General features: G+C 69.4%; 22 protein-coding genes. 11 read left to right on the forward strand and 11 right to left on the reverse strand.

Annotated features, from left to right (window positions below):
- Positions 1-55: 55 nt before the first annotated feature.
- Both ACFC1X_RS29160 and ACFC1X_RS29165 read right to left on the reverse strand, forming a co-directional pair.
- Positions 56-1,504: an amidase gene (locus ACFC1X_RS29160; RefSeq protein ID WP_376358936.1), complete on the reverse strand. Its 1,449-nt coding sequence runs from the start codon at positions 1,502-1,504 to the stop codon at positions 56-58.
- Positions 1,505-1,533: 29 nt separating this feature from the next.
- Positions 1,534-3,180: an ABC transporter substrate-binding protein gene (locus ACFC1X_RS29165; protein WP_376358938.1), complete on the reverse strand. Its 1,647-nt coding sequence runs from the start codon at positions 3,178-3,180 to the stop codon at positions 1,534-1,536.
- Between the two features lie 288 nt (positions 3,181-3,468).
- On the opposite strand from ACFC1X_RS29165, the gene ACFC1X_RS29170 reads away from it, so the two are divergent.
- Complete coding sequence (locus ACFC1X_RS29170; protein ID WP_376358941.1) at positions 3,469-3,930, forward strand: DUF3237 domain-containing protein; 462 nt, start codon at positions 3,469-3,471, stop codon at positions 3,928-3,930.
- Between the two features lie 59 nt (positions 3,931-3,989).
- On the opposite strand, the gene ACFC1X_RS29175 is transcribed toward ACFC1X_RS29170, so the two are convergent.
- Entirely contained in the window at positions 3,990-4,403 is a 414-nt protein-coding gene (locus tag ACFC1X_RS29175) for a MarR family winged helix-turn-helix transcriptional regulator (protein WP_376358944.1), read from the reverse strand.
- A 210-nt stretch (positions 4,404-4,613) separates the two neighbouring features.
- Here ACFC1X_RS29175 and ACFC1X_RS29180 point away from each other — a divergent pair, with 210 nt between their 5' ends.
- From ACFC1X_RS29180 to ACFC1X_RS29195, 4 genes are all read left to right on the forward strand, one after another.
- Positions 4,614-5,525 carry an SDR family oxidoreductase gene (locus tag ACFC1X_RS29180; protein WP_376358947.1) on the forward strand — a complete coding sequence of 304 codons (912 nt, stop codon included), beginning with the start codon at positions 4,614-4,616 and terminating at the stop codon, positions 5,523-5,525.
- 1 nt (position 5,526) lies between these two features.
- A complete protein-coding gene (locus tag ACFC1X_RS29185) occupies positions 5,527-6,414 on the forward strand; it encodes an amidohydrolase family protein (protein ID WP_376358950.1) in 888 nt (295 codons plus the stop codon).
- A gap of 10 nt (positions 6,415-6,424) precedes the next feature.
- A complete protein-coding gene (locus ACFC1X_RS29190; protein WP_376358953.1) occupies positions 6,425-7,969 on the forward strand; it encodes a long-chain fatty acid--CoA ligase in 1,545 nt (514 codons plus the stop codon).
- A gap of 68 nt (positions 7,970-8,037) precedes the next feature.
- Positions 8,038-8,496 carry a MaoC family dehydratase gene (locus ACFC1X_RS29195; RefSeq protein WP_376358956.1) on the forward strand — a complete coding sequence of 153 codons (459 nt, stop codon included), beginning with the start codon at positions 8,038-8,040 and terminating at the stop codon, positions 8,494-8,496.
- Between the two features lie 36 nt (positions 8,497-8,532).
- Here the strand turns inward: ACFC1X_RS29195 and ACFC1X_RS29200 are convergent, their stop codons facing one another.
- Positions 8,533-8,763 (reverse strand): NPP1 family protein, encoded by a 231-nt coding sequence (locus ACFC1X_RS29200; protein WP_376359044.1) that lies wholly within the window; start codon positions 8,761-8,763, stop codon positions 8,533-8,535.
- Positions 8,764-9,213: 450 nt separating this feature from the next.
- Entirely contained in the window at positions 9,214-9,411 is a 198-nt protein-coding gene (locus ACFC1X_RS29205; RefSeq protein WP_376358958.1) for a hypothetical protein, read from the reverse strand.
- A gap of 36 nt (positions 9,412-9,447) precedes the next feature.
- On the opposite strand from ACFC1X_RS29205, the gene ACFC1X_RS29210 reads away from it, so the two are divergent.
- The 3 genes from ACFC1X_RS29210 (at position 9,448) to ACFC1X_RS29220 (ending at position 10,682) form a co-directional block, all read left to right on the forward strand.
- Positions 9,448-9,921: a WD40 repeat domain-containing protein gene (locus ACFC1X_RS29210; RefSeq protein ID WP_376358961.1), complete on the forward strand. Its 474-nt coding sequence runs from the start codon at positions 9,448-9,450 to the stop codon at positions 9,919-9,921.
- 18 nt (positions 9,922-9,939) lie between these two features.
- Positions 9,940-10,326 (forward strand): hypothetical protein, encoded by a 387-nt coding sequence (locus ACFC1X_RS29215; RefSeq protein WP_376358964.1) that lies wholly within the window; start codon positions 9,940-9,942, stop codon positions 10,324-10,326.
- Between the two features lie 116 nt (positions 10,327-10,442).
- Entirely contained in the window at positions 10,443-10,682 is a 240-nt protein-coding gene (locus ACFC1X_RS29220) for a hypothetical protein (RefSeq protein WP_376359047.1), read from the forward strand.
- Positions 10,683-10,745: 63 nt separating this feature from the next.
- Here ACFC1X_RS29220 and ACFC1X_RS29225 read toward each other — a convergent pair whose 3' ends face one another.
- Positions 10,746-11,651 (reverse strand): LysR family transcriptional regulator, encoded by a 906-nt coding sequence (locus ACFC1X_RS29225; RefSeq protein ID WP_376359050.1) that lies wholly within the window; start codon positions 11,649-11,651, stop codon positions 10,746-10,748.
- Between the two features lie 136 nt (positions 11,652-11,787).
- Between ACFC1X_RS29225 and ACFC1X_RS29230 the strand changes: the two genes are divergently transcribed.
- Both ACFC1X_RS29230 and ACFC1X_RS29235 read left to right on the forward strand, forming a co-directional pair.
- The gene (locus ACFC1X_RS29230) at positions 11,788-12,606 is read left to right on the forward strand and encodes an inositol monophosphatase family protein (RefSeq protein WP_376358967.1); all 819 of its coding nucleotides are present in this window, start codon (positions 11,788-11,790) and stop codon (positions 12,604-12,606) included.
- A 41-nt stretch (positions 12,607-12,647) separates the two neighbouring features.
- Positions 12,648-13,244, forward strand: a complete 597-nt coding sequence (locus tag ACFC1X_RS29235) for an NADPH-dependent F420 reductase (RefSeq protein WP_376358969.1) — start codon at positions 12,648-12,650, stop codon at positions 13,242-13,244.
- Positions 13,245-13,439: 195 nt separating this feature from the next.
- Here the strand turns inward: ACFC1X_RS29235 and ACFC1X_RS29240 are convergent, their stop codons facing one another.
- From ACFC1X_RS29240 to ACFC1X_RS29260, 5 genes are all read right to left on the reverse strand, one after another.
- Positions 13,440-15,839, reverse strand: coding sequence for a ricin-type beta-trefoil lectin domain protein (locus ACFC1X_RS29240; RefSeq protein WP_376358972.1), 2,400 nt, complete (start codon positions 15,837-15,839; stop codon positions 13,440-13,442).
- Between the two features lie 180 nt (positions 15,840-16,019).
- Positions 16,020-17,771, reverse strand: coding sequence for a ThuA domain-containing protein (locus tag ACFC1X_RS29245; protein ID WP_376358974.1), 1,752 nt, complete (start codon positions 17,769-17,771; stop codon positions 16,020-16,022).
- A gap of 684 nt (positions 17,772-18,455) precedes the next feature.
- Complete coding sequence (locus ACFC1X_RS29250; RefSeq protein ID WP_376358977.1) at positions 18,456-20,075, reverse strand: caspase family protein; 1,620 nt, start codon at positions 20,073-20,075, stop codon at positions 18,456-18,458.
- A 515-nt stretch (positions 20,076-20,590) separates the two neighbouring features.
- On the reverse strand, positions 20,591-21,940 hold the full coding sequence (locus ACFC1X_RS29255) for a flavin monoamine oxidase family protein (RefSeq protein ID WP_376358979.1): 1,350 nt from the start codon (positions 21,938-21,940) through the stop codon (positions 20,591-20,593).
- A 73-nt stretch (positions 21,941-22,013) separates the two neighbouring features.
- Positions 22,014-23,450 (reverse strand): aldehyde dehydrogenase family protein, encoded by a 1,437-nt coding sequence (locus tag ACFC1X_RS29260; protein ID WP_376358982.1) that lies wholly within the window; start codon positions 23,448-23,450, stop codon positions 22,014-22,016.
- Between the two features lie 97 nt (positions 23,451-23,547).
- Here ACFC1X_RS29260 and ACFC1X_RS29265 point away from each other — a divergent pair, with 97 nt between their 5' ends.
- Positions 23,548-24,195 (forward strand): TetR/AcrR family transcriptional regulator, encoded by a 648-nt coding sequence (locus tag ACFC1X_RS29265; RefSeq protein WP_376358984.1) that lies wholly within the window; start codon positions 23,548-23,550, stop codon positions 24,193-24,195.
- Positions 24,196-24,265 lie beyond the last annotated feature (70 nt).

Genomic DNA, 24,265 nt, shown 5'->3' on the forward strand with positions numbered 1-24,265 from the left:
CCGGCGGTCTTCGGGACTGCCGGGGGCATGTTGTTCATGGGCTCGGGAGTGTGGGTCAGCCGGTCTGGGCCCAGGACAGGGACGGGCGGGTGCGCGTGGTCCGGGTCTCGATCGCTGTGGCGACGTGGAGCAGCAGGTCTTCCTGGAAGCGGCCGCCGATCAGCTGCACACCGGAGGGCAGCCCGTCGCGGATGCCGGTCGGCACGGACATGGCCGGGAATCCGAGTACGGGAACCGCCTGCATCGGCCACTGGGCGGCCAGCAGCTCGCGCACTCGGCTGTCGCCGGCGAGGTCCGCGTCCTGCTCGAACGGCGGCTCGGCCGCGACCGGTGTCATGAGGATCCGGTCGCTGCCCAGATACCGCTGGAGGCGGCTGATGAGGGTGCCGCGACGGGCGTAGCCCTTGATGTAGGTGTCGAGGGTGGGTTGGTCGCCCCAGATCTCCGCGGCGGCAGCGAAGGAGGAGGCCAGCGAGACGCGGACCGCGTCATCACCGAAGCGTTCGATTTCGGACATCATCGTGCGCAGCTCCTGATAGAGCAGCAGCGACCACAGCCGGGCCGCCTCGCCGAGCAGGGGCAGTTCGACCTCCTCCACGTCGTGTCCGGCCTCGCTGAGCCAGCGCGCCGCGTCGTCGAGGGCGGCGTTCACCGTGGGGTGAGGCTCGGCGAGTCCCGTGTCGCGGACGATGCCGACCTTGATCCGGCTGGGCTCGCCGAGGGGCGGGCGCACCGGCAGACCGACGGGGTCGCTGAGGTCCGGTGTCACCATGGCGTGCAGTCCGCGGCGGACGTCGTCGACGGTCCAGCCGAGGGGGCCGTGGACGGCCATGGTCTGGAAGGACATGGGGCTGTCGAACTCTTCCGCCCCGCGCGGTTCAGAGCTGGAGATGAGGCCCATGGTGGGGCGCAGGCCGACCGCGCCGCAGCAGTAGGCGGGGAATCGGACCGAGCCGCCGATGTCGTTGCCCTGGGCGATCGGAGTCATTCCGGCGGCGACCGAAGCGGCGGCGCCTCCGGAGGAGCCGCCGGGGGTGTGGCCGCTGTGCCACGGGTTGAGCGTCCTGCCGTGCAGGTCGTTGCCGGTGAACCAGCGGACGGCGAAGGCGGGGCTGTTGCTGCGGCCCATCAGGGTGGCGCCGGCCTCGCGCAGGGCGGCGACGCAGACGGCGTCCTCCTCGGCGACGGCGGCCGCCCAGGCAGGTACGCCGTGCGAGCTGGCGTATCCGCGCTGCGAGGTGTTGATCTTGGTGGAGACCGGGACGCCGAGCAGCGGGGGCAGCTCCCCTCCGGCGGCGACCGCCGCGTCGGCGGCGGCGGCCCGGGCGAGCGCTTCCTGGGGCCGGAGGACCACAAGGGCGTTGAGGGCCGGGTTGGTCTCGTCGATGCGCGCGAGGAACGCCTGGGCGACCTCGGTCGCCGAGAAGGACTTGTCGCGGATTCCGGCGGCCAGTTCGGCGGCCGAACGGTCCCACAGCGGCTTGTCGCCCGTGGTGTCGGTCATCGTGTCTCCTGTGATGAGGGCGTGGTGGGTCACTTGCCGGTGCCGCCGAGGTGGGCGGCCCACGGCATGCCCATGTAGGCGAAGGATGTGGGCGCGCCGCTGACGCGCTCGTTCATGAACATTCGTTCGTGCGTGGTGGCCAGGTAGACCACCGGGGCGGTGGGCGTGAACAGGGCCTGTGCTTCCGCGTACGCCTTGGCCGACGCGGCCGGGTCGGAGGAGGTGCGGGCCTGATCCAGCAGCCGGGTGACGTCGGGGTTGTCGTAGCCCGTCCAGTTGAAGATGCCACGAGGTGTGACGCTCTCGGCCACGTAGGACACGGGGTCCGGCATGGAGACGTAGCCGAAGGTCAGGACGAGGTCGAGGCCCTTGCGGACCGACGGGTCGTAGAAGAGGGAGGACATCTCGGTGGGCTGGAGCTGCTTGATCTCGATCTCTACGCCGATCTTCTTCGCGGCGGCCTGGATGAACGTCAGCGCCTGCAGTCCGCGCTGGTCACCAGCGGGAATGGCGGCCACCAGCGGGCGGGAGGGCGGGCCGGCCTGTTCGGCGAGCTTCTTCGCCCGCGCCACGTCCGGCTTCGCAACGGCCGGCAGCGCCTTGTAGGCGGTGTCGAACCGGGCGGCGGCCTTGTCGCCTCGCCAGGTGAGCGGCGGGACGAGCGACTTCAGTGTGGTGGCGTCGCCACCGAAGACGTTCTTGATCAGTGCGTCGCGGTCGATGACCTGCGACAGCGCGTCCAGCAGCCTGCGGTCGGCGGCGGGGGATTCCGCGTTCGCGGGGATCAGCAGCACGTTCTGGGTGGACGGGCCGAGATGGATCGCGCCGTTGGCGGACTTGGCTAGCGCGGCGGCGCTGCTGGGCGGCAGCTCGTAGGTGCCGTCCACCTCGCCGGACAGAAGTGCGCTGGTCAGCGTGTTGCTGTTGGTGATGAACTCGAAGGTGATCCGGCCGGCCTTCGGCTTCAGCTTCGCGTCCCAGTAGGCGTCGTTGCGTTCGAGGGTGATGCTGCCGCCGGATTTCCAGGAACCCAGCTTGAACGGTCCCGTACACATCAGGCCGCCCTTGGCGGTGCCATAGGCGGGGCCGGCCTTCTCGGCGTACTCCTTCTGGTTGACCGCGCCGAACGATGTGGACAGCGCCTTGGGCAGGGTCTGGTCGTAGGTCTTGGTGCGCAGGGTCACCTGGTGCGGACCGGTGGCCTTGATCGACGTCACGGCGGCCAGGAAGTTCCCGTACAGCGCCTGCGTCTTCGGGTCCCGCTGCCGCTCCAGGCTGTAGATCACGTCCTGCGGCGTCATGGGTGAGCCGTCCCAGAACTCGACGTCGGAGCGCAGGTCGAGCACGAGCGTGCGGTCGTCGGTCCAGGTGGTCTTCCGGGCCAGTCCGGGGCTCAGGGAGAAATCGGCGTTCATCCGCGTCAGCGTGTCGCAGAGATTCGCCTCGACCGTCTGGGGAGAGTAGTCGCCGACCTTCGCAGGGTCCAGGGTCGTCGGCTCGCCGTAGGGAAGCGCCCAGGTCACGTTCTCCACCTCGGAGGTCCCGGGCGTCGTGGTGGTGGTGAGCCCCTTGGGTTCGGGCGTTTCGGCGCCTGTGTCCGACGTGGTGGTGCAGGCCGTGCCGGTCAGCAGGCCCAGGCTCGTGAGCACCGCCAGCACCGTTTTCTTCGCAGCCATAGCTGAAGCTCCTTGCCGAGAGCAGTGAGGAGGAAGGAGGACGCTCGCGATGGGGGGAGCGGGGCATGCCGACGAGCCGTCGTAAACGAACGTCATATAACGCTGTTGCATGTCACGCTTGCATCTGGTGAGCTAACGAGTCAAGGGCACCGCGTGACCTTCTCGTCGGGCCCCGGACTTCGCCTGTCGAGGCCAATCCGGCAGCGCGGGGTCTCCTGGACCGCACTTCATGCACCCCACGCTCGGCGCGTGGACCGTCAGCCCGCTCCACAGAACCGGAGAATCGCCATGTCCTTCACTCCCGCTCTCGACTTCGCGTTCGAGATCCGTGCCAAGGTGACCGAGACCCTGCACATCGGCCATGGCGACGGAGAAGTCGCCGAGTTCACCCCCATCGTCGGCGGCGGCGTCGACGGCCCCCGCCTGCGCGGAAAGGTCCTCTCCGGCGGAGGTGACTGGAGCAGCACCAGGGGTGAGGTCTGCGAACTCGAGGCGCGCTACCTGATCCAGGCGGACGACGGCGCCGTGATCGATATCGTCAACCGCGGCTTCTATGTGCCGAAGGCCGACAGCCCGGACCAGTTCGACGGAGATCTGCAGGTCAGTGAGGCCGGCCACTACTACCGCACATCGCCCGTCTTCCGTACGGACGCTCCCGCTCACCGCTGGCTCGCGGAGACGGTCTTCGTCGGCCTCGCCCGGCCGGAGGGTGAGGACGTGGTCGTCATTCGCATGTACGCGCTCAGGTAGAAGCCGCGTCATCGGTGACCGGCGTGCGCGACAGGCGGGTCACCGATGACGCTCCGGGCTCAGGAAAGGGACCGCCACGCGTGATTCAGGGCCTCCCGGAACCGGTCGACCTCGTCGGTGTCGAGGTCGGCGACCATGCGCTCCTCGAGGGCCCGGGCCGGCTCGGCGAACTCGGCCAGCAGCCGGCGCCCTGAGTCGGTGAGCAGGATGAGCCGCTCGCGGCGATTGGCGGGGTTGGGCTCACGGCGGATGAGGGCGCGGCTCTCCAGCGCGCGGATCATGTCGGCCATCGACTGGGCGGTGACGAAGGAGTCGCGGGCGAGCTGGGCGGCGGAGATGCCGTCGTGCCGCTCCAGCACGGTGAGGGCGGTGTACTGCAGTGCTGTGATGCCGGCGGGCTTGAGCACCTCCTCCAGGCGGGCGCGCACCGCCAGCTCCGTCCTCTTGACCAGGTAGAGCAGTGAGGGCCTCACGTTCGTCCTCCTGTGTTGACGGTTCGCGTGGGTCGGGCCATGTCGTTCCTCCCCTGGATGCCGCCGGGGCGGCGGCTCGCATCACCCTAAGTCATTGACAGGAATCCTGTTGATTGAGCAGACTGCCGTTCATCAGGAATCCTGTCGATCCCTCGACGTGTTGCCGGCGTTCTCGGCACCCCACAAACTGCTCACGAGAGGCACCCCTCTATGGATCTGCACGGGAAAGTCGCCGTCGTCACCGGTAGCGGACGCGGTCTCGGCCTCGGGTACGCCCAGGCCCTCGCCGCGGCGGGCGCCGCTGTCGTCGTCAACGACGTCGACCGGGCCGTCGTCGACGCCGCTGTCGCCGCCATCAAGGCCGAGGGCGGCAGCGCGGGCGGTGTCGTGGCCGCGGTCGGCGACAGCGCGGCGGCCCAGCATCTGGTGGACGCGGCGGTGGAGGAGTTCGGGCGGCTGGACGTGCTCGTCACCAACGCGGGAATCCTGCGCGACCGCGTGCTGTGGAAGATGACCGACGAGGACTTCGACGCCGTCGTCCGCGTCCACCTCCGGGGCACCTTCACCTGCGCCCGGGCGGCGGCCGTCCGCATGCGGGAGCAGGGCACCGGCGGCCGGCTGGTCCTGATCTCCTCGCCGGCCGGACAGCGCGGCAACTTCGGCCAGACCAACTACGCCGCCGCCAAGGCGGGCATCGTCGCCATGGCCCGGACCTGGGCCATGGAACTGGGCCGCGCCGGCATCACCGTCAACGCCGTGGTGCCCGTCGCCGCCACCGAGATGACCAAGACCATCCCGGCGTTCGCGCCCGTCATCGAGGAGTCCGAGCGCACCGGCAAGCCGCTGCCGGACTGGCTGCGCAAGGACGAGGGCCTCGGCACCGTCGAGGACGTCGCCGCGCTGATCACCTTCCTGGCCTCGGACGCCTCCAAGGACGTCACCGGGCAGGCCATCGGCATCGGCGGGGACCGTCTGGCCCTGTGGGCCCACCCCAAGGAGAAGGCCGTCGCCCTCGCCGACGGCGGCTGGAGCGCCGGTGAGATCGCCGCGCAGTGGACGGGCGGCGTCGGGGCCGAGCTCGAGACCTACGGCATTCCGGCGCCCCAAGCCCCGGAGGCGTGACATGGGCGACCTCGCGCTCGACCTCGACCGGCTGACCGCCATCGACATGCACACGCACGCGGAGGTCTCCAAGGACGGCCACGGAGCCCTGAGTCCGGAGCTGTTCGGCGCCTCCGAGGAGTACTTCAAGGCCCATGGCCACCGCAAGCCGACCATCGAGGAGATGGCGGACCACTACCGCGAGCGCCGCATGGCGGCAGTGGTGTTCACCGTGGACGCCGAGCACGCCACGGGGCACCCGCGGATCTCGAACGAGGAGATCGCGGAGAGTTGTGCCGCCCACGCCGATGTGCTGATCCCGTTCGCCAGCGTCGACCCGCACAGAGGCCGCGCGGGCGTGCGGGAGGCACGGCGGCTGGTGGAGGAGCACGGCGTCCGCGGCTTCAAGTTCCACCCCAGCATCCAGGCGTTCTCCCCGAACGACCCGCTCGCCTACCCGCTGTACGAGGCCATCGAGGAACTCGGCGTGCCCGCCCTGTTCCACACCGGCCAGACGGGTATCGGCGCCGGCGTCCCGGGCGGCGGCGGCATCCGGCTGAAGTACTCCAACCCCATGCTGGTGGACGACGTCGCCGTGGACTTCCCGCAACTGCGCGTCATCCTCGCCCACCCGTCCTTCCCCTGGCAGGACGAGGCGCTGGCGGTGGCCACCCACAAGCCGTACGTGTACATCGACCTGTCCGGATGGTCCCCGAAGTACTTCCCGCCGCAGCTCGTGCGCTACGCGAACACGCTGCTCAAGGACAAGGTGCTCTTCGGCTCCGACTACCCCGTCATCACCCCCGACCGGTGGCTCGCCGACTTCGAGAAACTCGACATCAAGCCCGAGGTCCGGCCGAAGATCCTCAAGGAGAACGCGGCCCGCCTGCTCGGTCTGCTCACGGATTGAAGGAGGCGTCGTGCTGAACCAAGGCATCGGCTCCTGGCCGTCGCGCCGGGCCCGTAAGACCCCCGACCGGATCGCCGTCGTCCACGGGGAACGCACCTGGACCTACCGCGACCTGAACGAGCGCGTCCTGCGCCTCGCCCATGCCCTGCGCGCCCTGGGCGCGGGACGCGGTGACCGTGTCGCCTACCTGGGCCCCAACCATCCGGCCTTCCTGGAGACGCTGTTCGCCGCCGGGACGCTGGGGGCGGTCTTCGTCCCCCTCAACACCCGTCTCACGACGCCGGAACTGGCGTACAACCTGTCCGACTCGGGCACCACCGTGCTCGTCCACGCGCCCGAGCATGCCGAACCGGCCCGCGCCGCGGCGGCCGAGGCCGGGGTGCGGCACCGGATCTCGCTCGCCGGGCCCGACGACGGTGGTCTCGGCTACGAGGAACTCCTCTCCGACGCCGGAACCGGACCCCTGGACGAACCCGTGGCCCCGGACGACCCGTGCATGATCATGTACACCTCCGGGACCACCGGCCGCCCCAAGGGCGCCGTCCTCTCCCACGCCAACATCACCTGGAACAGCGTCAACGTCCTCGTCGACACCGACCTCCGCAGCGACGAGGTGACCCTCGTCGTGGCACCGCTGTTCCACACCGCCGGGCTCAACATGACCTGCCTGCCGACCCTGCTCAAGGGTGGCCGGGTGGTGCTGCTGGGTGCCTTCGACGCCGAACACGTCCTGGAGGTCATCGCAGCTCGGCGGGTGACGCACATGTTCGGCGTGCCCACGATGTACGACGCCATGGCCGCGCGGTCCCGCTGGGAGACCACGGACCTGTCCAGTCTGCGCACCCTCAACTGCGGCGGTGCTCCCGTCCCCTCGCGCACCATCGCCACCTACCTCGCCCGCGGTCTGGCCTTCAGCCAGGGGTACGGCATGACCGAGGCATCACCCGGAGTCCTCTACCTGGACAAGGAGCAGACCACCGCCAAGGCGGGCTCCGCCGGCGTGCCGCACTTCTTCACCGACACCCGCGTGGTCCTGCCCGACGGCCGCGACGCCGGCCCCGGCGAGCGCGGGGAGATCCTCGTCCAGGGGCCCAATGTGATGACCGGTTACTGGGGCCGGCCCGAGGACACCGAGGCCGCCTTCGGCGACGGCCGCTGGCTGCGCACCGGGGACGTCGCCCGCACCGACGCCGACGGCTACGCCTACATCGTCGACCGGGTCAAGGACATGTTCGTCTCGGGCGGCGAGAACGTCTACCCGGCCGAGGTCGAGGACGTGCTCCTGACCCACCCCGCCGTCGCCGAGTGCGCGGTCGTCGGCGTGCCCGACCCGGTCTGGGGCGAGGTCGGCCGCGCCGTCGTCGTCCTCCACCCCGACGCCCGCGCCGGCGCGGACGACGTCCTCGGCCATCTGCAGGGCCGGCTGGCCAAGTACAAGATCCCCAAGTCCCTCGTCGTAACGGAAGCCCTGCCCCGTACGGCCTCCGGGAAGATCATCAAGTCCGCCGTGCGCGACCTCTACGCGAACGGTCGCACCGGGCGCCCCCGCCCGTAGCAGACCTCCGAGCAACGCCCTCTCACCGGCAGCGCCCACTGCTGCCCGTGCTATCGAAAGGATCCTCCATGCCCTCGATCGCCAACGGCCTCGACGGACTCAAGGCCCTCACCGGAGCCGACCTCGGCCGCACCGAATGGACCGAGATGGCCCAGGACCGGGTGAACACCTTCGCCGACGCCACCGACGACCACCAGTGGATCCACACGGACCCGGAGAAGGCCAAGGACGGCCCTTTCGGCGGCCCCATCGCCCACGGCTACCTGACCCTCTCCCTCATCATCCCGCTCTTCGGCGAGCTGCTCACCATCAACGGCGTCAAGATGAGCGTGAACTACGGCCTGGACAAGGTCCGTTTCCCCAGCCCCGTCCCCGTCGGCGCGAGGATCCGCCTCCACGGTGTCGTCGGCACCGTGGAGGAGGTCAAGGGCAACGGTGTGCAGATGCCGCTGACCTTCACCGTCGAGGTCGACGGCAGCGACAAGCCGGCCTGCGTCGCCCAGGCCGTCTACCGCCATTACGCATGACAGCGGGGGGCGTCCTGGCCGCCTCCAGGCATCGCGTCAGCCCCAGGGATTGAACGGGATGTTCGGCTTGGCCTTGTTGAGTGTGTCGTTGAACTTGGCATCCTGGATCGGGAGGTTGGCCTTGCCCCAGCTGGACTGGTTCAGCCGGCGCTGGAGGTTGACGACGCTGTTGCTTCGCGGGAAGTGGTCCCAGCTGACCAGGGCGGGGTGGTCCCAGCCGCCGTCTCCCCAGGCTTCCGCGCGCTCGCCCCACTTCGCGAAGCGCAGGGCGTGCGTACTCGGGCCGGACGGCCGTACCTACGCCACCGCCGAACTGTCCGGCACCCGCTATGTCTTCCAGCTCCGCAGCACCCGCGACGGCCGCGTCCTGCGCACCTTGGCACCCGTACCTCTACCCGTCTCCCGCGACCCCGCCGAACCGGTCGTGCCGCAGGAGACCCTGTCCCTGATGGCGTTCAGTCCCGACAGCACCGCCTTCGCATACGGCGTCTCCGCGCCAGGGCGGAGCGCCGCTCCCCAGCGGCTCTCGGTACAGGACCTGACCCGCGACCGCGTCCGGACCACGCTGGACCTGGCGACTGCCGCGACCGCCGCGGCGGTGGTCTCCATCGCCCTCGGGCCCGGCGGAGGCACCCTGTACACCACCCGTACGCCGGCCATCGGCGAGCTGAGCAACGAGGTCTGGGACACCCACCATCACCGCAGAACCGCGGTCCTTCACGGCATGGACAGCAGCAACCTGGCCATACGCCCCGACGGTGGGCTGCTCGTGGGCGACAGCCGCACCGCCCGCCTGCGGGGCGCGTCGGCGAGCACGATCTCGTCCAGGGCGACCAGGTCGGCGCCCTGGCGTTCAACGCCGATGGCACCGTCCTCGCGGTCGGCGACCAGACAGGCCGGGTCGCGCTGTGGCACGGCACCTTGCGCCACCGCGCCGGCATACTGCGGAACGTGTTCCCCGCCCCGCACGGCGGCACTTCCGAAGCCGTCGAGGCGCTCGCTCTCAGCCCCGACGGTCGCACCCTGGCTGTCGGCGGCGCCGCCGGCACCCTCCAACTCTGGGACACCGCCACGCAACGGCCCCTCGGCGGACCGTTGACCACGTCCGGCGAGGCCATCGACTCAGTGGCCTTCAGCCCGGACGGTGCGACCCTCTACGCGGGCAGCGCCCACGTCCCGCTCCAGCGATACACCGTCGCTCCCGAGCGGGTTGTCGCCCAAGTCTGTGCCCGCGCCGGAACGGAACTGACACGGGCCCAGTGGCGGGCGAGTATCCCGGACTTGCCCTATCGGCGGGTCTGCCGCTCCGTGGCACCCACCAGTCGAGGCGACCGGTCAGGCGCCCTCGAACCACCTCATCTCAGTACGCCCTATGTCCTTCGGGGCGGTGGATCGAAGCGATACGCTGCGGGACCTTGCGGTTGAAGAGTTTGGAGAACTGGTATGACCGTCACCGTTTCCGCCTCCGCGCCGCTTGCGTTGCAGCGGTACTACCGAGTCCTCAGCGGCGGCATCGATGCCTACGGGCGAGGAGAGGACCTGCGCCCGCTGCTGACTGAGCATCTCGACTTCACGGGGTCAGTGGCCGGCCACCATCCCGACGCCACCGACACCTTCCTCGTAGGAGTGGCCGGTTTCATCGCGACGGTGCAGCACATCCGGATCGTGCAGGAGGTGCATGATCACGCCGGGTCCGCAGTGCTTTACGACGCCACCATGCCGGGCGGTCCCGTCCGCCTCGCGGAGTTCTTCCGTTTCCAAGACGGCCTCATCAGCACGCTCAACCTTCACTACGACGGCCAGGACTACCTCGCCAAGGGCGGCCGCTGAGCATGCGGAGCGATCCCTCGGCGCAACGTCCGCAAGACGTTCTCGCAGACCGACTCCGTGTGCTCCTGTCCGGCCTCGACGTACGCGAAGTCAACATGTTCGGCGGTATCGCGTTCATGGTCGACGGCAGACTGGCTCTTTCCGCTGGGCGCGAGGGCGACCTGCTCGTCCGTGTCGATCCGAAACAGCACGCTGCCCTTCTCGACAACCCCGGGGTACGCGAGCCCCTTATGGGCGACCGCTCCATGGGGCAGGGGTGGCTGCTCGTTGAGGGGGCACACCTCAACGGCGAGGGCGTGCTTGAATCCTGGGTCGACCGAAGTCTCGACAGCCATGCCGGGCCCGGTAGGGGGTGATCAGGGGTGGGCCGCGACCCGCCTTACGCCTCGTAGGAAGAGCCCCTCGTCTGCCGCGCCGCCCTACGACGCACCGCACCTGGCCAGCGCGGTTCGCGCCAGCCCGCGCAGCCAGGCGTGGGCGTGGTCGGTGTCGTAGCGCTGATGCCATGACAGGTATACAGGTGCCGACGGCAGTTCGAGTGGGAGGGGGAGCACGACCAGGCCGAGGTCGGCGACCGCGGAGCGCGTGGTGGCTTCGGGGACGCTGATCAGGAGATCGGAGCCTCGCGCGAACTCCAACGCGGCCGCTTCCGTGGGCGCGGCCGCCACCACACGGCGGGTGAGGCCGAGCCGGGCGAGGGCATCGTCGAGGGCATTGCTGAGGTTTCCGCGTCGCGAGACGGTGACGTGCTCAGCGGCGGCGTACCGCTTCGCGGTGACGGTCCTGACGCGGGTGAGGGGGTGGCCCTGCCTCACCACGATGACGAGAGGGGTCTCGCCCACGCTCTCGGCACGGATGTCTGGTGCGCTCGGGCGGTTGGCATTCGCTTCCAGGTCGACCTCGCCGCGCCGCAACTCGGGGGTGTCGATGCCCGATTCCGCGACGAAGCGCAATCGCACGCCCGGCGCCTGTGCGCGCACGGCCGCGAGCAGTGCGGGGCCGCTCAGGGCGACCAGGGAATCGTGCCAGCGGAGTGTGAACGTGCGCTCCAACGTGGCCAGATCGAGTTCACGGCTCGGTGCCAGCACCCCCTGGACCTGTTGCAGCAGCTCGTGCACCTGTTCCCGCACAGCGATCGCATACGGCGTCGGCGTCATCGTGCGGCCGGTGCGCACCAGGATCTGATCCCCTGTCGTGCGCCGGATCCGGCCCAGACTCCGGCTCATCGCGGGGGCGGTGACATGCAGGCGCGCAGCCGCCCCGGCCACGCTTCCCTCCTCCAGCAGGGCGTCGAGCGCGGCGAGCAGATTCAAATCCAATTGCATGTGAGTAATCCTAGATGTGCTTGACATGCATTTGAAGTTAATCATCGTGCTCTATACCTTCGAGACAAGAGCGCAAGACGGTACGCGCAGTTGGCGCGACCGGCCCCATCACCCCTCCTCACACGGGAGTACCACCATGTCCGAAACGCTTCAGGCCACTGACGTCGCCGCCTCCGACGCCGACCTGCTCGGCCAGACCGCGATCGCCGTGCGCGCGGCCGGTTCGGCGCTGCGCGAGCGCTTCGGCGAGGTCGTCCGCTACCAGTCCCGCGAAGAGCTGATGCACGTGCTCGCCGCCAACGACGACACGGCCCTCGACATCCTGCGCCCCCGCCTCACGCGTCTGCGCCCGGACGCCGACTGGGTGGAGGACGAGTTGGACGGCGGGGCGCTGCCACCCGGCGAATGGTGGGTCGTGGATCCTGCCGAGGGCAACATCAACCACTTGCACGCCCTGCCGGATTGGGCGGTGACCGCCACCCTCGTGCGCGAGAACCAGCCGGTGCTCACCGCGGTCCACCTGCCGTTGAGCGGCGAGACCTACACCGCGCTCTCCGGCGCGGGCGCCCACCTCGACGGCCGGCCGCTGCACGTCTCCCAGACCGCGGATCTCGGCCTGAGTATCGTGGCCACCAGCCAGGCCCGCCCGGACGAGGACGAGAAGGTCGTGCGGCGCACCGGCTCCTCGATCACCGCCATGCTCTTCGACGCGCTCGTCGTCCGCACCTCCGTGCCCGCGACCCTGCACCTGCTGAACGTGGCCGCCGGCCGGATCGACGCCTTCTGGCAGTTCGCCGGCGCCCGCGCGGACCTGCTGCCCGGGGCGCTGCTCGTCACCGAGGCCGGCGGACAGCTCTCCGACGCCGAGGGCCGCCCCTGGACCCCGCAGAGCGAGAGCTTCCTGGCCGCCGCTCCCGGCGTCCACGCCGAGGCCGTCGCCACGCTCTCCCGCTGACCGCGTGCCACAACCCGTACGCACGGAAGGACCAGATCATCATGACCACGATCGCAGTTCTCGGAACTGGCCGCGTCGGCGGCAACCTGGCCACAGCCCTCACCCGGGCAGGGCACGAGGTGACCACGGCGGACCGCACGCCGGGGGCCGCCGCCGACGCCGCACGGACAGCCCAGATCGTCATCAACGCCACCCCGGGCGCCGGCTCCCTGGACCGGCTCGCCGCCCTGCGCGAGGAACTGCGAGGCAAGATCCTCGTCGACGTCTCCAACGCCACCGTCGACGGACCGGACGGACTGCCCGCCGACCTGATCTACCCCGGCTCGAGCCTCGCCGAGCAACTCCAGGAAGCGCTCCCCGAAACGCGCGTCGTCAAGACACTCAACACCATGCTCTTCCCGGTGATGACCGCGCCGGCCACGCTCGGCCAAGCGCCCGAAGTCTTCCTCTCCGGCGAAGACTCGCAGGCCAAGCAGACCGTCCGCGAACTGCTCAGCAACCTCGGATGGCGCGCCGAGTGGATCACCGATCTCGGCGGAATCCAGACCGCCCGTGCCACGGAGGCCGCGATACTGTTCGTGCCGCACGTGATTCGGTCCAGCGGATTCGCGCCCTTCGCGATCTCGATCGCCCGCTGATCCGCACACCGCACTCCCCTCGGTGATCGACACCGCGTCGGCCCACGCAATGATCCAGACACGACCACGGCCTTCGCGCTGATCCCTCTGTGCGGAGCACGGGATCAGGCGAAGGCCGCCTTCACGTCCGCCGAGCTACGAAACGCCGATCAAGTGAGAGTCGCCGCGTTCAACGCCGGACGTTGAACCTCAAGGTCAGGGCAGGGTCCATTTCTGGTTGGGGCCGGTGTGGCAGGTCCACAGGTGGACCGGGGTTCCGTCGTTCCAGGTTCCGCCGGAGGCGTCGAGGCACTTGCCGGACTGTGGGTTGCGTATCGTGCCGTCGGCCTGCGGCTGCCAGGACTGGGCGCCGGAACCGTTGCAGGTCCAGAGCTGGACGCGCGTGCCGTCCGCGCTGCCGCCGTTGGAGACGTCGAGGCACTTGCCCAGGGCCTTCACCGTGCCGTCTCCGGGCAGCGTCCATTTCTGCGCGGCCGTGCCGTTGCAGGTCCACAACTGGACCTTCGTACCGTCCGCGGTCTGCGAGTTGTCGATGTCCAGGCACTTGCCGTTCACGCCCTTCACCTCACCCGTGCCGGAGATCGCGCCCGGCATCTTGTTGAGCGTGTACCACGCCTCGGTGCTCCACAGGGAGTCGCCTCCCGCCGAGCTGAAGGGACGCGGTGAGCGGACATGGACCACCCGGTCGGCCTTGAGGCCGGGAATGGCCAGGGTGACCGTCTTGCCGTCGGCGGAGAGGGTGGCCGACTGCGCGGTGAGGGTCTCCTGGTCGACCTTGGGGCCGCCGTAGTCGGCGGTCGGGACGTAGCGCCACTGCTTGATCTTGTAGCGTCCGGCCAGGCCGGCCGCCGTCTCCTGGGAGAGCGGCTGGGTGTACTCCAGCTCGAAACCGCCGGGCACAGCGCGCATGGCGCGGATGTCGAAGGCGTCGGTGCCGTTCGGCGTCAGCTTCTGGAGGCCGTGGCTCAGTTTGCCCTCCTGGCCCCAGTTGCCGCCCGCGCCCAGGCCGCCCGCGTAGAGCGCTCCGTCCGGACCGATGCTGATCCGTGTGACGCCCGCCTCCAGGCCCTGGGTGAGGCGGAAGACGGCACCCTGGTACTCACCGCCGACCTTCTCCAGGTAGCCGCGCTGGACGCCGCCGTAGGTGACGTCGCCGAAGAGCATCTGCCCGGCGAACGGTCCTTCGGTCAACTGCAGTGGTGTGCTGGGGGAGTTGCCGATCTCGTTCTGCGGCAGCCACAGCACCGGCTTGGTCACCGGCTGGTTGTCGAAGGGGCCGTCCGGGTTGGTGTAGTGGTTGAAGAAGCGGTCCTGCTTGATGTGGACCAGCTTCGACGAGGGCAGCCACCCGCCCTGGTTGTCGGTGACGAAGATGCCGCCCTCGGGGCCCCATCCGATGCCGTTCGGTGTCCGCAGGCCGCCGGCGATGTAGTCGACCTTCCCGGTCTCCTTGTTCACCTTGATGGTGGTGCCGCGGTTCTGGGCGGGCTGCGGGTCGGTCGTCGCGCCGCCGTAGTTGATGGAGACGGAGAGGTTCAGGTAGAAGGAGCCGTCCTTGTAGAGCAGGCCGAAGGCGAACTCGTGGAAGTTGCCGCCGAAGGGCCAGGTCGCGACCCGGCGGTAGTTGTCGGTGACCTCGTCGCCGTTGGTGTCGTTCAGTTCGGTCAGCTCGTGTTTCTGGGAGACGTAGAGCTTTCCGTCGACGTACTTGATACCCATCGGCTCCTTCAGGCCCGAGGCCACCTTCTTCGCCGTCACCTTGTCCGGGCCGGTGCTCCCGGTGACGTTGTCCAGGAGGTAGACCTCTCCCGCGGTGTTGTTGCTGCCGCCCCAGGTGGTGATGGCCAGGCGGCCGTCCGGCAGCCAGTCCATCGCGGAGACCTGCGGCTCGAAACCCGCGGGCCGCAGGTCGGTGAGGGTGTAGTTCGGATGCACTCCGGTCAGGGGCAGGCCGTCTCCCGGCGAGTCCGTGCCGCCTTCGCACTCCTTCTGGCCGGGCGCGGTGACGCGGACGACGTCGGCGTCCGTGCTGAGCGCCGAGTTCGGTACGACGGAGAAGCCGGAGGCGCCCGGCGGCTTCCAGGCCAGGGTCAACTGCTGGCCGCCGTCACGCTCGAAGTGCTCGATGCGCAGTGAGTGGTACCCGGCCGTCAGCTCTGCGGTGCCGTCCTTCGGCTCCGGACCGTGCAGGCCGTCGTGATCGATGACCAGTTGGTTGTCGATCCAGAGGCGGGAACCGTCGTCGCTCGTGAGGCGGAAGGTGTAACTGCCCGCGCCCGGGGCGTTGAGGTTGCCGAGGGCGTGGGTGACGAAGCCGCTGTCCAGGCCGAAGTCGTCGACCGAGGACCAGTCGATCACCGGCATCAGCTTGTCGATGTTGGGCGTCTGGCCGGCCTTGAGGGTGCAGATCCCGCTCAACGGGGTCTGCACGTCGAAGACGCGCATGGTGACGCCCGGTTCCTGCGGGGGCAGATCGGCGGCGGCCGCGTCCTGCGCCGGAGCGGGAGACGACGACAGTCCGACGGCCAGCAGGGAGGCGACGAAGGCGCCGGCCAGGCGTCTGCCGAGGCGGCGGGGGTACAGGCGTGGATACACGTGACCTCCTGACGGTCCCCCGGGGCGGGGGGACTCGGTCGGATGGGTGGGAGATCCACCGCGGCCGGGACGCGCCGTCGTCCCGGACTCGGCAGGGTGCGGACGGGGACTGGAGCCGCCCCCGCGTCGGGCTCGGTGAGGTGTCTCAGGACGGTGCGGTCTCCGTCGGGGACGGGTCCGTCAGGGCAGGGCCCATTTCTGGTTGGGGCCGGTGTGGCAGGTCCACAGGTGGACCGGGGTTCCGTCGTTCCAGGCTCCGCCGGAGGCGTCGAGGCACTTGCCGGACTGCGGATTGCGGACCGTGCCGTCGGCCTGCGGCTGCCAGGACTGCGCGCCCGTACCGTTGCAGGTCCAGAGCTGGACGCGCGTACCATCCGCGCTGCCACCGCCGGAGACGTCCAGGCACTTGCCCAGGGCCTTCACCGTGCCGTCTCCCTGCACCGTCCACTTCTGCGCGGCCGTGCCGTTGCACGTCCACAACTGGACCTTCGTGCCGTCCGCGGTCTGCGAGTTGTCGACGTCCAGGCACTTGCCGTTCACGCCCTTCACCTCACCCGCGGACGGCCCGGCGTTCAGTACCTTGGCCCGGATGTTGCGGAACGACACCCTGTCGCCGTCACCGTGGTTCTGGATGCCGATGTGTCCCTGGCGGAGGCTGCGGGCGGGGTCGGTGTTGGTGAAGTCGTTGATCTTGCGGCCGTTGAGGAAGATCTCCAGCCGTTCGCCGGTGACCCGGAGTTCGTAGGTGTTCCACTCGCCGGGCGGGTTGAGCGCGGCGTCCCGCGCGGCGATGTCCGCCGCCTGGAACCCGTACACGGAGCCCGTGGTGCGGTCCGGGGAGTCGGTGGCGTCGATCTGAATCTCGTAGCCGTTGTTGACCGCGGACCAGGGGTCGTTGGAGGCGGGAAAGCCGAGGAAGACACCGGAGTTGGAGTCGTCGTCCATCTTCCAGTCCAGCTTCACGGAGTAGTCGCCGGTGAACTCCTTGGCGGTGTACCACATCATGCCGAGGCCGCCGTACGACGTCAGCGAGTCGTCGGCGAGTGTGAAACCGCCGGGGCCCGCCTGACTCCATCCGTTGGTGCCGGAGCCGTCGAAGAGGCTGGTGTAGCCGGTCTCCGGGCGGCAGTCCGACTCGGTCATGCCGGCGGCCCACCGGACACCGCCCAGCAGGTGGCGGCGGAACTCGGCCTCTCCGTAGGACTCGTCGGTGTGGCCGCCACCGGTGTAGAAGGCGCGGCCGCCTTCGTAGTCCTTGCACCAGGCGATCGGATGGTCGCCGGACATGGAACCGCCGGAGTAGCTCGACTCGTCCAGCGAGGCCAGGACGCGGGCGGAGGCGCGCGGGTTGGTGCGGTAGTTGTACCACTCGTCGGTGCGCTGCCAGGTCCGGTCGAGGTGGGCGGTGGCGTCGTGGGCCCGGTCCTCGACCTGGACGGTGGCGGACTGGACGGCGGGATGGGACTGGAAGAGGGCGCCCGCCAGCCCCTCGTAGAACGGCCAGTCGTACTCGGTGTCCGCCGCCGCGTGCACGCCGACGTAGCCGCCGCCGTTGCTGATGTACTGCTCGAAGGCCGTCTGCTGGGCGTCGTTCAGCACGTCACCCGTGGTCGAGAGGAAGACCACCGCCTCGTAGGGCGCCAGCCCGGCGGTCGTGAAATCTCCCGCGTCCTCGGTGGCGTCGACGGTGAAGTTGTTGGCCGTTCCCAGTTCGCGCAGGGCCGCCAGTCCGTCGTCGATCGACGAGTGGCGGAACCCGGCCGTCTTGGAGAAGACCAGGACCTCGTAGTGGGGGTCGGCGGCTGGCTGTGCCGCCTGAGCGGCGGGCGCCGACGGTGGGGACGGTCTCTCGGGCGCTGCCGCGGCGTACGGCGTGGCACTCAGCGCTGCCGCCGCGATCAGGGCGAGGGTACCGATCAGTTTTCTGTGCAAGACGGCGTCATCTCCTTCATTGAGAGGGGACGGATTGCGGAGTTGCGAGGTCCGGGAGGTGCGGGAGGTGCCGTCGGATGGCGTGTCGGACACCGGTCCCGTCGCACCGCGGACGAGGGCAGTGCGGGGTTCAGCGGGCATGCTGGGGCGAGTCGCCCGGGCATTCCGAACGGGATGATGGGCGGGCGAGTTGCCCCGGCGAAGCTCACATCGCGGAGATTGGGCGCGGGACGGGACCGTGAGTTCCCATCGTCAGGCCTCGAAGTCCGGGCATGCGGTGCCGCGATGGGAGATGCACGACGTGGGAGTATCCGTGGACGCCGACGGCCAGAAGCGATCGCGTTGCCGGCTGTGGGCGCTGCCGGGGCCGAGAAGGGGTCGTTTCGTGCGCACAGGTGTCTCCCGAAGCTGTGAGGGGTTGAGGCATGCATGCCCGTCAGGTGGCATGTGTTGGGAGTACTGGCGCGCGCCGTCGCGCCGATGTGCGGGCTGCCATGAGTCATGACATGGCCGCAACAATGAAGCTAGCGGTCATCGGGTGAGTGCGTAAGACCTTCAGCACGAAACACGGCTACTTTTCCCTTGATCGGGACAAAGCGGCCTCTGAAGGCGTTCGAGAGCGGGCCTCTTCGGCGGGAGAGCCACACGTCTCACCGTCGCCCTCCGTGCGAGATGCTCACGGGGTCAATGTGAATCGGTGATCCGCGCGAGTCCCACCTCGGCGTCCTGAACCATGTCACTGTGGTGGATTCGGGCGCCGATCTCCAAAGCGCGCGCGTAGTGCTCGCCCGCCTGTGTGAAATCCCCGGAGCGTTCCCCGCACCTGGCGGCATGAATGAGGCTCCAGCCTGCCAGAACGTCGTCGTGGGAAGCCAAGCCGAAGCGCACAGCGGCCGCGTAGTGCTCCCGCTCCTGGCTGACGTCTCCCTCGGCGTGTGCCAACTCGGCCATCATGTGGTGCGTCCAGCCCGCGGCCGCGGGGCACCGATGGGTCTCCGCCACTGCCAGGGCCTGTTCGAAGAAGTTCTTGGCCGCCGACAGTTCACGACGTGCATGCCGGTATACGCCAAAGTTGTAAAGGCTCCACGCCTTTAGGTGTGCGTCGTCTGTCTCGTCGGCGAGACGATCGGCCCGGATGAAGAACTTCAGCGCCATCTCGGGGTCACGATCTCGCCAGCGACATGAGCCGAGGCCGTCCCAAGCCCAGCCTTCCTTGCGCCGGGCGCGGTGCTGTATGGCCAGGTCGAGAGCCGACCGGTAGTGGTCTTCGGCTTGTTCGAGCGCGCCTGCGTCACGCTCTTCAGCCGCTTGGTCGAGCAGGTTGTCAATGTCTGCCAGCCCGGCACCGCTCGTGGGAGGGCTGTCGCCGACTTCTTCTATGGAGGCTGCCGCGGCGGACACGCTGCGGCTGTCGTCGTCCATGAGCAGCCTGAGTTGTTCCGCCGCGTGTGCTCGGACCGTCTCGTGCCCCATGCGGTACAGGTGAGAGAGTTGCCGCACGCCGCCGAGCCGATCCGTCGCGAGCGGGCTGCGGAGGGCGTGCTGAAGGTGTTCAGGCAGCGCCCAGTTGACGTTTCTGGCGATGACAATGCGGCCCGCTACGTTCTCCTGCTTCTTGGGCTGCTGCTGCGGCATCTCCGTGACGACCTTGTCGTGGACATAGGAGTACAGCTCGTCGAGAGTGATGTCGCCGTCGCCGTCGAGATCGGCACTGCCGTCGCGCAGCCCTTGCACCAGGTGTCCGGTGAAGACCGACCGGGGCGCGCTGCCGTGTCGTCGGTCGCCCTCGAAGGAGTACTGGGCGGCGTCGGACGCGGTCAGCACGGTACGGCCGCGGCCTTTGAACCGCTCCAGCGTGTGGACGTCGGTGTCGCCTTTGGCGAGCATGCCGGCAGGGAAGGCACCGCTGTAGCAGCAATCGAGGATCAGCACCTGTTGCCGCGACGCGCACTCGCTCATCGCTCGGTCGATCTGCTCCGCGGACAGTGAGGTGAACATGAGGTTGGTGCGGCGGGTGTCGGCCATGGCGAAGTGGAGCCGGCCCTCGTTGTCCTTCAGCCCGTGCCCCGTGAAGTACAGCAGGGTGAGGTCGTCGTGGCGGCGGTCGCGTAAGAACTCGCCGAGTGTGGCGCCCACCCGGTCATGCGGTTCGTTGATCAGTGTGGTGACATCGAACCCGGCGATGTCTGGCGCGCGTAGTACGTCGGCCAGTGCCTCCGCGTCGTGGCCAGGCGCGGTCAGCTGCCGCAGTTCTTGGTCCTCGTACGTATACGTAGCGATCAGCAGGGCTAGCCGCCGGCCCACGACTACTGCCCACCCGCTCCGTGACGGTGCACGAATGCTGCGATCAGTTGCCGTCGTTCCTCGGGGGTCGCCCGTTCCAGCTCCAACGTGTCACCGTCAATGGTGAGCGAGACACGGTGTCGAGCAGACTGCCGGCCGAGCCAGTCCTGCAACAACCCGACCAGCGAGGTGAGGACCCACTGGGAGCGCTCAGTGCCAGGACGACGGCGCCCGCAGTAACCGGATCGACCGCCTTGGCGCCCTCGGGCGGGGCACCGTCAGCAAGCGTATGTAGCGTGTCGATAGCGAGCCCGCGCAACTCGGCGCGAAGTCGGATCGTCAGCTGCTCGCTCTCCTCCGCGTCCGCCGCGCCGTCAGGCGTCAAGCCCAGCAGAACGTTCATGATGCGCCCCCTGTCGGCCACGGAACCGCTGTTCCACGACATGGCTCCAGTGTCGTGAATGGAACGGCTCCGCGGGGAGTTTTCAGGAAGCCGGCGCCCGCCGTGGTCCGAGGTCTGTGCCCTGCTCTCGCTGTCAGGGCGTCTCGGACCGTGGCAGTGCGTCGGCGACCTCCCGGGCGGCACGCCGGCCTGATTCGATGGCGCCTTCCAGGTATCCCGCATGCTCACTGGCCGTTTCCGAGCCGGCCCAGTGGATGTTGCCGATCGGCGTGTGAGGCACGGGGATGATTCCTTCGGTGGTGCCGGGTTGCGGCAGCATGATGTATCCGCCGCCCGCGTGTTCGTCGAGGTGCCACGCCTTCTCGTGCCAGCCCGCGGGTTTGGCGACGTCGGGTCCGAGGTGCGGGGCCAAGGGGCCGAGCAGCGCTTGGCGGCGGGCGTCGGTATCCATGTCGTCCAGCGCGCGGGCCTCGGGGCCGGCCACGAGCGTGCACAGGTGACCGGGGCCGTCTGGCGCGGTGGTGTCGAACACCGCCCGGCCGGGGGAGTCGAGGATCATGAACTCGGCCCGCCCGCGGTCCCGCCAGAACGGTCGTTCGAAGACGGCGATGGCCTTGTACACGGAGCCCATGTAGGTGTTGGTCTCCAGTGCCGTCCGGATGGCCGGCAGGGTCGGGGTGTGCTGGATGCGCGCGGCAACCGGTGGCGGTGCGGTGATGATGACCTTCGCCGCCCGGAAGGCGCCGGACGCGGTCTGCACGGTGGCGCCCGCGTCGTCCCGGATGATCGAGGTGACCTGGTGTCCGGTGTGCACGCGCGGGCCGAGGTCGGCGGCCAGGCGGTCGGTGAGCGTCCCCACGCCCTCAGCGAGGAGGGAGTCCTGGGCCCCGCCCCTGGTGGACAGGACGGTCCGCAGGCCGCCCTGCTGCCGGAGCATCTGGGTCATCGCGTGTACGGAGTACCGGTCGAGGTCGGCCGTCCACGAGATCGACGCGATCACTTCCAGCAGTCTGCGCGAGGTGCGTCCGGGTACGTGGCGCAGCCAGGCGTCGATCGTCGAGTCGTTCCACCGGTGGGGGGTTCCGGTCCGGGTGAGCACCTCGAGGCCGGCCAGGGCCAGCACTGCCGGTAGCACGGCCGGGTCCGCCGTCGAGAGTTTGCGGCCCTGGTCGATTACCTGGGGCAGAGTTCCCGTGTGCATCGGGTACTGGGTCGCACCCATCTCGGTGGCCAGGGCCATGACCCGATGGTGATCGTGGCCGATCCACTGCCCGCCGAGATCGATCCGGGAACCCAGCTCCGTCGTCTCGGCCATGGCGCGTCCGCCGATTCGGTCGGCGGCCTCCAGCACGATCACGCCGATGCCCCGACGGTGCAGATCGCGGGCGGCGGTCAGTCCGGACAGCCCGGCGCCCACCACGACCACCGTCGCATCCCGCGCGGCAGCACGCCCTGCTGTCTGGATCGGCTCCCGGTTCGGCATGCGTCTGTCTCCTTGCTCGAAAGAGGGTCGGTCAACGAGGGTCGGTTCTCGATGGCGTACAGGAACGATTGACTCAGCCGTGTCGCATCAGTCGCTTGACGAAGCGCAGTCCGAGGTCGGTGAAGGCCGGTTGCGCCAGGCGCAGTGTGTCCGGCCTGAGCGGCTTGCGCAGGACGGGCTTGAGGTGGGAGAAGGCGCGCCAGGAGTGGGCGCCGTGGTAGGCACCCATACCGCTGGCGCCGACTCCGCCGAACGGCAGTCCGGTCGCGGCGACATGGATCAGCCCCGCGTCGTGGACCACCGCGCCGGAGGAGGTGTTCTGCTCGAACAGGCGACGGGTGCGGGCGGAGGGAGTGAAGACGTACAGGGCGAGCGGCTTGTCCCAGCCGTTGACGACCTCGACCGCCTGCCGGGCCGACTCGACCGCGACGATGGGCAGGACCGGGCCGAAGATCTCCTCCCGCAGTACCGGGTGAGCCGCTTCCTGCCCGACGGCGGTACGACCTCCGGCTGCGGGGACGGTGACGACCGTAGGCGCGATGTAGCGTTCCGCCCGGTCGTGCTCGCCGCCGATGACCACGTCAACGTCATCCAGCAGGGAGACGATGCGGTCGAACTGCCGCTCGTCGACGATGCGGCCGTAGTCCCGGCCGGCCCGGGGATCGGTGCCCCACATGTCCGCGATCGCGGACTTGAGCGCGTCCACGAGCGCCGGAACGCGGTCGGGGGTGGTCATCACGTAGTCGGGGGCGACACACGTCTGGCCTGCGTTGGTGTACTTGGCCCAGGCCAGGCGCCGCGCCGCCTGGTGCAGATTGGCGTCGTCGTCGAACCAGACCGGCGATTTGCCGCCCAGCTCCAGCGTCACCGGCGTCAGGTGCTCGGCCGCGGCACGCATCACGATCCGGCCCACCGTTCCGCTGCCGGTGAAGACGATGTGGTCGAACCGCTGGGCCAGGAGTTCGGTGGTCTCCGGGACGCCTCCCTCAACGGCGCGAACGGCGCCGTCGGGGAAGTAGCGGGGCACGAGTCGTGCGATGAGCGCCGAGGTCGCCGGTGCGAGCTCGCTCGGCTTGAGGACGGCCGTGTTCCCCGCAGCGAGCACGCCGACCAGCGGGTCGAGCAGGAGCTGCACCGGATAGTTCCATGGGGCAATCACCAGCACCACACCGAGCGGCTCGGGCACCAGCCGGGCCCGCGCGGGCCACAGCGCGGGCGGCACCGGACCACGCCTGGGCCGGGCCCACCTGCGCAGGTGGCGCAGTGTGTGGTTGATCTCCGCCAGGACCACGCTGATCTCAGTCAACTGCGCTTCACCCGCGCTCTTGTGCAGGTCGCTCCACAAGGCGGACTCGAGGTCGGTCTGGTTCTCGGTGAGCATCGCGCGGAGCGCCTTGAGGCGGGCGGCGCGTGCGGACAGGGGGCGGGTCGCACCGGCATCGAAGAGGCTGCGCGTGTCGGACACGGCCGCAGGGATCCCGGACAGGCTCTCGGAGGTCGACGTGGGCATGGGGCCACCGTACCTCATTACGAAACGGATCCTTTTCGTTTCTCCCTGGTTAGACTGAGCACGTGCACACACGTCCACGACAGGAGAGAACCCGGGTATGACGACGAAGCCCGACACCGTGCCGCAGGGGCGGCCGAAGGACCCGCGCGTCGACACGGCGCTGATCGAAGCGGCGATCGAGGTCCTGAGCGAATCGGGATGGGCCGCGTTCACCACCACAGCCGTCGCCCGCCGCGCCGGCGCCTCCACCGCGTCCCTCTACCGCCGCTGGCCCTCCAAGCAGGCCCTCGCCGGAGCCGTAGCACGGCACATCGCCCTCACCGAACTGAGCGGCATTGACACCGGCCGCCTCGAAAGCGACGTCCGCGAACTCCTTGCGCGCAAGCGGCGGATCCTGGAATCCGCGACCGGCCCCGCACTTCTCTCGCTCATGGGCCACGCTGCACACGACCCGGAGCTGCGGCAGATCCTCCACGACGACGTCTACCTGGCGGTCCGCGAACAGCTTGAAGCCCTCATCTCCCAGGCTCTCCACCGTGAGGAACTGCACGAGGCCATCGACACCGCACAGGTGGACGTCCTGACGCTGGTAGTGATCGGATCGACTCTGGCCCGCTCGGTTTTCTTCGCGCCGACGAACACGGACGAGGGGCCGGGGGCCGACCCCGTCGACCTTGCCGAGGTCGAACTTCAGCTGCTCCTCTCCGTGCTCGCCCGCGCGGGCGCTTCAGTCACGGCAGCCTGATCGGGCAACCGGGCGAGCGCCTCTAGGAAAGAGACGCGGCGAGCTCACCATGCGAACCGGGACGGCTGCC

It is taken from the genome of Streptomyces sp. NPDC056128, from assembly GCF_042263835.1.
Classification (GTDB): Bacteria; Actinomycetota; Actinomycetes; order Streptomycetales; family Streptomycetaceae; genus Streptomyces.

Excerpts from the sequence above, each read along its gene's own strand:
- ACFC1X_RS29160 (WP_376358936.1), bottom strand. The coding sequence starts at position 1,504 with ATGACCGACACCACGGGCGACAAGCCGCTGTGGGACCGTTCGGCCGCC.
- ACFC1X_RS29165 (WP_376358938.1), bottom strand. The coding sequence starts at position 3,180 with ATGGCTGCGAAGAAAACGGTGCTGGCGGTGCTCACGAGCCTGGGCCTG.
- ACFC1X_RS29170 (WP_376358941.1), top strand. The coding sequence starts at position 3,469 with ATGTCCTTCACTCCCGCTCTCGACTTCGCGTTCGAGATCCGTGCCAAG.
- ACFC1X_RS29180 (WP_376358947.1), top strand. The coding sequence starts at position 4,614 with ATGGATCTGCACGGGAAAGTCGCCGTCGTCACCGGTAGCGGACGCGGT.
- ACFC1X_RS29185 (WP_376358950.1), top strand. The coding sequence starts at position 5,527 with ATGGGCGACCTCGCGCTCGACCTCGACCGGCTGACCGCCATCGACATG.
- ACFC1X_RS29195 (WP_376358956.1), top strand. The coding sequence starts at position 8,038 with ATGCCCTCGATCGCCAACGGCCTCGACGGACTCAAGGCCCTCACCGGA.
- ACFC1X_RS29215 (WP_376358964.1), top strand. The coding sequence starts at position 9,940 with ATGACCGTCACCGTTTCCGCCTCCGCGCCGCTTGCGTTGCAGCGGTAC.
- ACFC1X_RS29220 (WP_376359047.1), top strand. The coding sequence starts at position 10,443 with ATGGTCGACGGCAGACTGGCTCTTTCCGCTGGGCGCGAGGGCGACCTG.
- ACFC1X_RS29225 (WP_376359050.1), bottom strand. The coding sequence starts at position 11,651 with ATGCAATTGGATTTGAATCTGCTCGCCGCGCTCGACGCCCTGCTGGAG.
- ACFC1X_RS29230 (WP_376358967.1), top strand. The coding sequence starts at position 11,788 with ATGTCCGAAACGCTTCAGGCCACTGACGTCGCCGCCTCCGACGCCGAC.
- ACFC1X_RS29235 (WP_376358969.1), top strand. The coding sequence starts at position 12,648 with ATGACCACGATCGCAGTTCTCGGAACTGGCCGCGTCGGCGGCAACCTG.
- ACFC1X_RS29255 (WP_376358979.1), bottom strand. The coding sequence starts at position 21,940 with ATGCCGAACCGGGAGCCGATCCAGACAGCAGGGCGTGCTGCCGCGCGG.
- ACFC1X_RS29260 (WP_376358982.1), bottom strand. The coding sequence starts at position 23,450 with ATGCCCACGTCGACCTCCGAGAGCCTGTCCGGGATCCCTGCGGCCGTG.
- ACFC1X_RS29265 (WP_376358984.1), top strand. The coding sequence starts at position 23,548 with ATGACGACGAAGCCCGACACCGTGCCGCAGGGGCGGCCGAAGGACCCG.